This window comes from Deltaproteobacteria bacterium, from assembly GCA_016874735.1.
In the GTDB taxonomy this organism is placed as follows: domain Bacteria; phylum Bdellovibrionota_B; class Oligoflexia; order Oligoflexales; family CAIYRB01; genus CAIYRB01.
In genome coordinates this window covers 1-8,493 of sequence record VGTI01000093.1, presented here as the reverse complement: position 1 = coordinate 8,493, position 8,493 = coordinate 1, and the positions used below count along the sequence as shown (strand labels likewise).

The window sequence follows — 8,493 nt, the reverse complement described above, 5'->3', positions numbered from 1 at the left end:
GCAGCTCATTAGCCCTTTGAAGTAGCTGATTGTAGAGCCAATTGCAGATCTTCATTTGACCCTCGATGATGTGCTCATCTTCGGGACTAAGATCTAAAGCTAATTTAATCGCGCATTCCACAGGCGACACCTCACCTCAAGGAAAGGCGAGAGTAATGAGAGCATGATTCTCATGCAACAACATCTTGCTAGTTAATTGCAGATGTCCGTCACTGACGCGGCGCGTTTATTTTTATGCGCACGCTTGCCATACAAACTTGGTGCCGCAGTAAGAGCATAGGTAAAAAATGATCTCAGCTCCGAAACGCAGCAATCGGTCCTTGTGAGTGAGCATCAGTCGGTCCACGCGGCCACCGAGAATCAAGTGAATCAGTTTTTTGAGACCGCGCTTTTTGTAGTTTAGTCCGCTACCCAAGTCGTCAATGACCTCGTAATTTTCAGCTTCACGCGAGCAGTAGTCGTCAAGACGTTGCCTTTGGCGCGCCAAGTCCTCCTTTTGGTCGGACGATGACACCCGAGCGTAAGCGACCGTGATACGCGAGCTCACATCCGCGATAAGGCCCAAGCTGTCTTGCAGGACGCGTAGCGAGTAGCGACGATGTCCGCCTGGCTTCCGGTACGCCGCCGCCATAGTGCCCTCTTGCTCCCACCGGCGCAGCGTTGATACTGATGTGCCAAGTGCCCGACTCGCTTGACCTATTGACAAGTACATAGGCGATACCTCCCAGCGTCCTATCGGCATGGAGGGCGTAAGCTATTGAATGGGCACATTTAGGTAAGGATTTGGTTAGCTGTAGTCAGCCCCCGCGAAATGCCAGCTCCGACGATAGCAAAGGATCACTGTAGATTTCAGCGAGAGCGCGTGAAAGGATAAGGTCCTGCTCGACCTGGGCGTCAGAAATCCATGGAACTTTAGTGCGCCAGTGCGCGATGTGCATTGCCGGGATCATTAATCGGGTTCTACCTCATCGTTGACTAATACTCGCCACCTCTCGTCGCGGCGCATTACCGGGCCGCGCCAGCCAGGACGAAGCGCGGTGAATTTGGGATTTCTCTCTGAAATCCACTCGTACAAATGCCCTGATGGCGCTGGATCTGTAAATTGGTCGAGCAAATATCCGAGTCTCTGGGCGTGCGCGACCTCGCCATCAAATTCAGCGGCGAGCCTTAATTTTTCTGCGTCCAGATGGTCGCCTAGCTCAGCGAGGATGGTGGCGATGTTGTTAAAATAGCCAGCTCGACTGTAGTAGCGAATGAGGTCAAGCGCCGTGGCCTCTGGCGTCGAGACCCTGAAGTACCCCGTTGGGACCTTGACGTCTTGAACAGGCGTTGCGGCGAGGTCCTTCTTAGTAAAAAATCGAACGCGCGTAACGCCTACAGAAATCGGGCGCAATGGCTTCGTCGTGACGACTTGGAATTCTTGCGGTGCTTGATGTGCTGACCCGTGCAAAGCCGCCGCGGAGAGAAGTGCTGCGTAGTACGGCAGGCCATGGAACTTCATCAGCGCGTCTATGTACCACTCAGGTGGAACACTCTTCCGACTGCGGTACTCGGCAGGGATGATGACGTAGAAACCCGACGCAGGCCGGATTATTTTGTTCTTCTGCATCAGACGCAGGGATGCTTTTAGAAAGGCGTTAGAGGAGACATCCAGAGCCTTGCGAGACTCGTCAGAGGTGAAGACCAAGCGACCATGGGCTTGAAGGTCCTCGATATAGTGAAGCAGGGCATCCCGCCTTGCACGCGATACCTTTGGGGTTCTAGAATCTTTGGGGTATCCTGACATATACGAATTATGTCACATTGCGGCTTTAATTGCAAACTACGGGATATTTTCGTGATATCAGCGGCCTGGGTGGTGGTCTATCCGAGCCAATGGCGCTACCGGAGCCCAAGCAAATCCGCTCATAATCCACTCAGATTGAGCTTATCTGGAGACAATCCGCTCAAATTGAGCTAATATGAGTCTATGTTTGTAGTTCGATCGGACCCCGTCTATTCAGGATAACTATCTGAAAAGTATGATAAAAGATGCAATCCTGCGGGCGTTAGAGGAGCTGGCAAGTCAGGGTGTGCCTGAGGTCTCCGCAAGCCAACTGCTTACAATACCTGCCAGCTCAGCAACTATTCGGCGTCATCTCGATGAGCTGGTGACCGCTGGCAAAGTCGCGCGCAGTGGTAAAGCGCGAGCTACGCGCTATCGGCTGTTAGTAACTCCGGCCATCACTGGCCAATCAGGTATTCCGGTGGAGAGTTTTAGGCAATACACAGAGGTATTTGCTCTGTCACCGCAAAGTAAATCACTGCTGGTGACCATTTCTCAGCCGCTGGCAACAAGAGCGCCGGTCACTTATCGCCGCAGCTTCGTCGACGAATACGTACCTAACGCAAGCCACTTATTGCCGCTCGATATGGCCGAGGCGTTATACAGCGAAGGTCGCATGCGCGGACAGCAACCAGCTGGTACGTATGCGCGCAGAGTCCTTGAGCAACTCTTGATTGATTTGTCTTGGTCGTCGTCGCGGCTGGAAGGTAACCGTCGCTCACTCCTCGACACCGCTGAACTTTTCAAGCGGGGCACTGACGGCGGCGACGCCGATGCCGTCATGCTCCTCAATCATAAGCGGGCTATTGAGTTCCTAGTTGATGCGGTGCCGGAGTATGGACTCTCAGGGCCGTTGATCCGCAACCTCCATGCATTGCTCATGGAGGACCTGCTCGTCGAGCCCCAGGCCTTAGGTGAAATCCGCAACAAGATTGTCAACATTTCGGATACCACTTACATCCCGAGCCAGGTGCCTCTGCTACTAAAAGAAATGCTCGGTGCCATCATCACCCGCGCCCAACAGATTAAGAACCCAGTTGAAGCAGCCTTTTTTATTTGGGTAAACCTAGCGTATCTGCAACCCTTCGAAGGCGGCAACAAACGCACTAGCCGACTCGCTGCAAATATCCCGTTGATGCTTTACAATTGCGCTCCGCTGTCTTTTCTTGACGTCGATATTCACGATTATGCCCGTGCCATGATTGGCGTTTACGAATGCCTAGACACCTCTTTGGCCGCTGATCTTTTTGCATGGACATACAGACGATCGATACAGAAATACTCCGTAGTTATGGAATCAGTAGGCTCACCCGATCCATTTCGACTTGCCTACCGAGATCAACTCACCCTGGCCATCCAAGCAATTGTGCAAGGGCACCAAGGGTTCGAAGATACTATCCATGACGCAACGGTGCCTGAAGTGGACCGCGCCAAATTCCGCGCATTACTTAACGAGGAGCTAACGGCGCTAACACTTCATAATTGTGCGCGACATAGGCTCTCCCTCAAATTAGTTGATGACTGGATCGCTCGGGGGCGTCCAGTCGGCTAGCCAAGCGCAAAGCAATTAACGTTGGGAATAGCTGCGCCGATACCTCACTAAAATAGTGAAGTATGGCAAATCGTGAGGTTTCTGGAGATTACAGACTCCCGCCATCCGATTCCGGCCATCGCTACGTTCAGGCGATAAATTTCAGGGTATTACGCCAAATCATTCAGCTTATTGGCCTAGCCTTAGTCATCCGACTTCGAGGTGCAAAGTGTGTCAAGTATGGTCGATAACTATATGTAAATATTGGGAATTTATCAGGAGGGGGGGGGTAAAATTGTGTTCAAGTTTAATCCCCGGGGTGCCGAAAAGGAGGTGGAAGTAGGGCTTCGCCTTTGTGGAATTTCGGGAGCCAACGGTATGCGCGGACCCCTCAGGACAACCTCTGACTATACGTGCTCGCGTGGCATAGCGAAGCGAGCTTGGACGATTTTCATCCGATGCCTCATTGCTCTGCAGCTCCCGGTCGCCGCTGGCTGCAATTCGAAGAGGGACGTGAAGACCGTAGGCGGTTTGAAGAAAGCGGCCGAGGCTGGCAACAGGACTTACTTTAATTACGATGGAGCAGTAGGCAGTATCGGTTCTGCCGGCGTGACTACTGGTACTACTTACGAATACTGGGATACGATCGAGTACGGCCCCCCGGGCAACAAGGTCCGAGCTTGGTCCTCAGACGTTGTATGCGATAGTTCCGAATGGGAAGATGTCACCACCACCAACGGGGGGGGCACGGCTACGACCTGCGCAACGAGTCCTGAGAGTTGCCAGTACAAAGACAAGATCACCAATCTCGTGACAACCAAAGTGATCAGCACAGCATTCGCTTGGAATACGGCGCTGAGCACTTGTGCTGGCTCCACTTATGGTGGTTTTGCAGCCGGAACCTGGCGTTTACCTACACAAAAGGAGTTGATGTCTATGTACGAGCATGGCATCACTTCTATCTGTCTAAAGTCGGTTGATTTTATGATGCTTGCGAAAATGCAAACTGATTTCTGGTCGTCGTCCACGAACTCGAACTTCACGACTTATGCGTGGTACGTGTACCTGGCCTACGGCTACACTCTCCACTACTACCAGGCGAATACCAACTTCCTCGTCTGCGTTAGGTGAGCTCGTTGCCGCGCCCGGCAGTTATTTAATTTATTTTTTTATTTAAGCAATTTTGAGGCCAAGCCTGCGTGTATAAGTATCCCTCTCCTGATTTGGCTCTACATCATCCCGCCCATGCCGCCAGTTGCAAATGGCCCACGCTGGGACTGGGTGCCAAGGCGGTACTCGCATTGCCTTTTGTTTACAATCGATAGCGCAGTGGCGAGGCATCTAGCTCGTGGCCATTTGAGCGCTAAGGGTCGAGTGTTTCTCGGACGGAAGGTCGGTGGGATGATTGCCTCCTTGCATGAGATCGGAACAGAAATTGATTTGGTCAACCGGAAATAGCGATTGGCGGCTGTGAATATTTGAAGGAAGAGCGAACATCTTAGTGCGTCGTGTGGTGCTGCGGGGTGCGGTCAGAGCATTGAGAGCGACCAGAGTGGAATGGATTTACCGCTAGGTCGATCTGTATCGTCTCGAATCACCCAGTCCGCTTTCTTGCGTTTTTTGCTTTGCCCTCCGACCTCTAGGGTGACATCATTTGCGACAAAATCGCAAAGGGTCTCGTTGTCGCTGGCCGTAACATTAAAACCCGCCATCGCCAAGAATGTGCAAACCATTGCCTCTCGGCGCGATCCCTTATTTCCTCCTAAGACGGAGTAGATTGTTGGATCGGCTACAAATAGTTTTGCTCCCTTGCTCAATCTACGACGATCTTTTTGGAAGCGAATGATGCGAATAATCTCCAGGTGTTCTAGTACTCCCAAAAGTTGATGTAGCTTTTCTTTGCCTAAACTCCACTCACTGCACATTCCATCGATATTTATCGTTGGAATCGCAGCCAGAGCTAAATGCGAAACGACAGCACGCATCAGCCGGAGATGATTTTCTTGAATTTGAGGAACGAAATATGGCACATCGGCGTGAATTGATTTTTCGAGCACTGCCAATAGTCGATCTGCATAATTCCCCTCAATGAAAAATGGTCTGAAGCCCTCTTCTGTATAAGATGTGAACGCTGCCATCACGTTTGTCGCATCAAGAATCCGCGAAAATTCTGCCGGCTTAGCTGTAAAAGGATTTAAAGTCGGCAGCTCTATACCATCTTTAAGGTGGATGTACTCTCGTAGCGAAAGATAACTAAGTCGCATCTGTAAGAAGCGGCGCGATAGATCTCCTACGCTGCTGCGTAGAACGACACTGCTGCTGTCACTCGCCCAAATGATCTTCTTGGGGTAAGAGTCATAAATAGCTTTTAGATGCCGACTCCAGTCTCTGGCAAAATGCACTTCGTCTATAGCTACGCCATCATAACCGCGAAGGAATGCAGTTTCGGCGATGGTCCAAAGTGATACTTCATCGAGATAGGGGTGGTCGGCGCTTAGGTAAAGTATGTTTCCATGCCGTTCTGCCTCGCGCAGCAGTAGACTGGTTTTGCCGATTCCTCGAGGACCCAAAATCAAGGTGGCGCGGCATGCCTTCAAGTCCCAGCGATCATAAGCAAGCCGCATCCGGACGGGTTGTGCGGCAAGGAGGCGACTTTGAGTTGCCGCCAAATTGTCCATGATATCATTTGGATCCATGTTTCGACTTCCTGTGGACCGATTGCAGCCTATTGTCGTTCTATCATAGAACGATTTTGGATATAAGTCGACCTCTGGTAGACTTCAGTGGCGTCCCAACCAGGTAGACGTGGGTGCTATGGCGCTCATGTTACAATGCTAGTTTTCAAAGCTCGCCCCAAAAATTCGGGGCGAAAAACTGGGGCTGTGAGACTGTAGAATCAGCTAAGTCCCCGAAGTTACAGCCAGATGATTACATCATCCCGCCCATGCCGCCAGGTGGACCGCAGGTGAATGAGTTATGGTGCCAACAACTATCGGTTTGTATTCACCGATAGTTAGAACAAAACTTTCGCCGAAAAGTTTTCCGCGTTTGGTGGGGAGTGGTATCTGGAAGCATAAAAATTGGGGCTGAGTTGGGGCGCGAGCCTTAATCTGGCCGTGGTTTTGGGTGGTAGACCGAAGGGCCCAGGCGTTCATTGGTTGTCATGTGTCACCTAGGCGGCGCGAGGCCCTTGAGAACGGCCTTGTCACATTAGCTCTGTGTGGCGCTAAGCATAGCATGGGTTGTTGAGTACTCACTCAATATCCCACCTATTTACACCCATTTCGTCCTAGTCAAATGGGTGTAAATGGGTGTATCATTGGGTTATGATTCGAACCGAAACCCTACATATCACGCCGGAGATCTTGGGCCTAATCGCCCGAATTGACGAGTTTAAGGGCGCGTGGCGGGCTCTTGGCATGCTTGCGCCGGATCGGCTGTTGGCTCTGCGGCGAGTAGCCACCATTGAGAGCATCGGCTCGTCCACTCGCATCGAGGGTAGCAGGCTCAGCGACCGGGAGGTCGAACGCCTGCTATCCAACCTAGCCATCCATAAATTCGAGAGCCGCGACGAGCAGGAGGTTGCTGGCTACGCCAGGTTGATGGATTTGGTCTTTGCATCGTGGCAGGATTTCCCATTCAATGAAAATCATCTCAAGCAGATGCACCAGATTCTGCTGGAGTACAGCCATAAGGACGAACGGCACCGGGGTAACTACAAGACCAGCTCCAACAGCGTCGCCGCCTTCGACGAGAACGGCGTGCACATTGGCATCGTGTTCGAGACGGCGACGCCTTTCGACACGCCGCGCTTGATGTCCGAGTTGGTAGGATGGGTAAGTGACGAACGTAAGACGACGCGACTTCACCCGCTACTCGTCATCGCTATCTTCGTGGTCGTTTTTCTAGAAATCCATCCATTTCAGGATGGCAATGGACGCCTCAGTCGCGTTCTGACGACGTTGCTACTGCTCCAAGCAGGCTACGCCTACGTGCCGTATACCTCGCTAGAGAGCGTGATAGAGGCGAACAAAGAGGGCTATTACCTCGCTTTACGGCAAACGCAATGTACGATTCGCAGCGACGCGCCCAACTGGCATCCATGGCTAATCTTCTTCCTGCACTCGCTGGTCGAGCAGGTGAGGCGCTTGGAAAAGAAGATTGAGCGCGAGAAGGTCATTCTGGCTGTGCTGCCAGCGTTGTCACTGCAGATCGTTGAGTTCGTTCGTGAGCACGGGCGCATTACAATGGCGGCCGCAATCAAGCTCACTGGGAGCAACCGCAACACGCTTAAGCAGCATTTTCGTGATCTGACAGAGCGTGGGCACCTAGAACAGCACGGAAGTGGGCGCGGCGTGTGGTATAGCCTGAAGTGAGGCATCGTTATCTTGGGTCGTATGACTGGACCTAGTGATCCCTAATGTAGTGCAGCCTAGTAGGGTCAGCGTCGCTGGCGGCGTTGCAAAGGTTTTTTGACGAAGGTTTGAGTATTTGATCAGTATATTGTCGGTCAACTCTGAAAAAATGCACACTGCTGTGGCGAGAGTCTTCAGTGTGTACCTCACTCACGAATGGTTTGTTTATGGACTAAAGTCTGATGTGCTGAATCCATATACATGGAAGCTACTTTTGACGGTGATGCCAAGAGCATTTTTTTTCTTTGTTTTAGTGCTTTGGCTTTCAACGACTGATTTGGGGAAGCGTTTTAAAAAGACTACCTACATATTGCTGCTTCCGTCACTTTTAATGTCTCCGTCAATTGCTGGTTTTCCGTATAGCGTTATGGGTTGGTTGTCATTTCTTGTGGCTATTTGGTCGTACGTCACAGTCCATAAATCTGAGGTGAAAATATAAATGCGTTGGTGGCCGCCGAATTTACGTAATGAAGCAGAGATGGAGGCCTATATCTATCGGGAAGTCGGCCAGTACTCCAACCATACCGTAGGACGCTTTAGCGTCTCGGGCTTGGTTGGTGGTGAAGGCCGACACACCGTGAGCTTCGCAAAGCGAAGTGAGCGGTCCATGATGGGGCAATGCTGTAGTTTTATTTTGATGAGAATTAAGTCGCTCGAAATGTTCTTAAAGACATGAGATTATCCACCTTGCCGACGTATTTAAGCCCCCAAATTCGTAGTTT

The 8,493-nt window shown here is 51.4% G+C and carries 6 protein-coding genes; 3 read left to right on the top strand and 3 right to left on the bottom strand.

Annotated elements, in window-relative coordinates; genetic code table 11:
- Positions 1-232: 232 nt before the first annotated feature.
- The gene (locus FJ146_18410) at positions 233-742 is read right to left on the bottom strand and encodes an IS607 family transposase (GenBank protein ID MBM4253945.1); all 510 of its coding nucleotides are present in this window, start codon (positions 740-742) and stop codon (positions 233-235) included.
- 207 nt (positions 743-949) lie between these two features.
- Positions 950-1,786, bottom strand: coding sequence for a hypothetical protein (locus tag FJ146_18405; GenBank protein MBM4253944.1), 837 nt, complete (start codon positions 1,784-1,786; stop codon positions 950-952).
- A gap of 235 nt (positions 1,787-2,021) precedes the next feature.
- Between FJ146_18405 and FJ146_18400 the strand changes: the two genes are divergently transcribed.
- Entirely contained in the window at positions 2,022-3,377 is a 1,356-nt protein-coding gene (locus FJ146_18400; GenBank protein MBM4253943.1) for a Fic family protein, read from the top strand.
- A gap of 357 nt (positions 3,378-3,734) precedes the next feature.
- Positions 3,735-4,487 carry a DUF1566 domain-containing protein gene (locus FJ146_18395; protein MBM4253942.1) on the top strand — a complete coding sequence of 251 codons (753 nt, stop codon included), beginning with the start codon at positions 3,735-3,737 and terminating at the stop codon, positions 4,485-4,487.
- A gap of 398 nt (positions 4,488-4,885) precedes the next feature.
- Here FJ146_18395 and FJ146_18390 read toward each other — a convergent pair whose 3' ends face one another.
- Positions 4,886-6,052, bottom strand: a complete 1,167-nt coding sequence (locus FJ146_18390) for an ATP-binding protein (GenBank protein MBM4253941.1) — start codon at positions 6,050-6,052, stop codon at positions 4,886-4,888.
- A 630-nt stretch (positions 6,053-6,682) separates the two neighbouring features.
- On the opposite strand from FJ146_18390, the gene FJ146_18385 reads away from it, so the two are divergent.
- Positions 6,683-7,732: a Fic family protein gene (locus FJ146_18385; GenBank protein MBM4253940.1), complete on the top strand. Its 1,050-nt coding sequence runs from the start codon at positions 6,683-6,685 to the stop codon at positions 7,730-7,732.
- Positions 7,733-8,493 lie beyond the last annotated feature (761 nt).

Bases quoted from the DNA above. Each gene is read 5' to 3' on its own strand.
- FJ146_18385 (MBM4253940.1), top strand. From the start codon at position 6,683: ATGATTCGAACCGAAACCCTACATATCACGCCGGAGATCTTGGGCCTA.
- FJ146_18410 (MBM4253945.1), bottom strand. From the start codon at position 742: ATGCCGATAGGACGCTGGGAGGTATCGCCTATGTACTTGTCAATAGGT.
- FJ146_18400 (MBM4253943.1), top strand. From the start codon at position 2,022: ATGATAAAAGATGCAATCCTGCGGGCGTTAGAGGAGCTGGCAAGTCAG.
- FJ146_18390 (MBM4253941.1), bottom strand. From the start codon at position 6,052: ATGGATCCAAATGATATCATGGACAATTTGGCGGCAACTCAAAGTCGC.
- FJ146_18405 (MBM4253944.1), bottom strand. From the start codon at position 1,786: ATGTCAGGATACCCCAAAGATTCTAGAACCCCAAAGGTATCGCGTGCA.
- FJ146_18395 (MBM4253942.1), top strand. From the start codon at position 3,735: ATGCGCGGACCCCTCAGGACAACCTCTGACTATACGTGCTCGCGTGGC.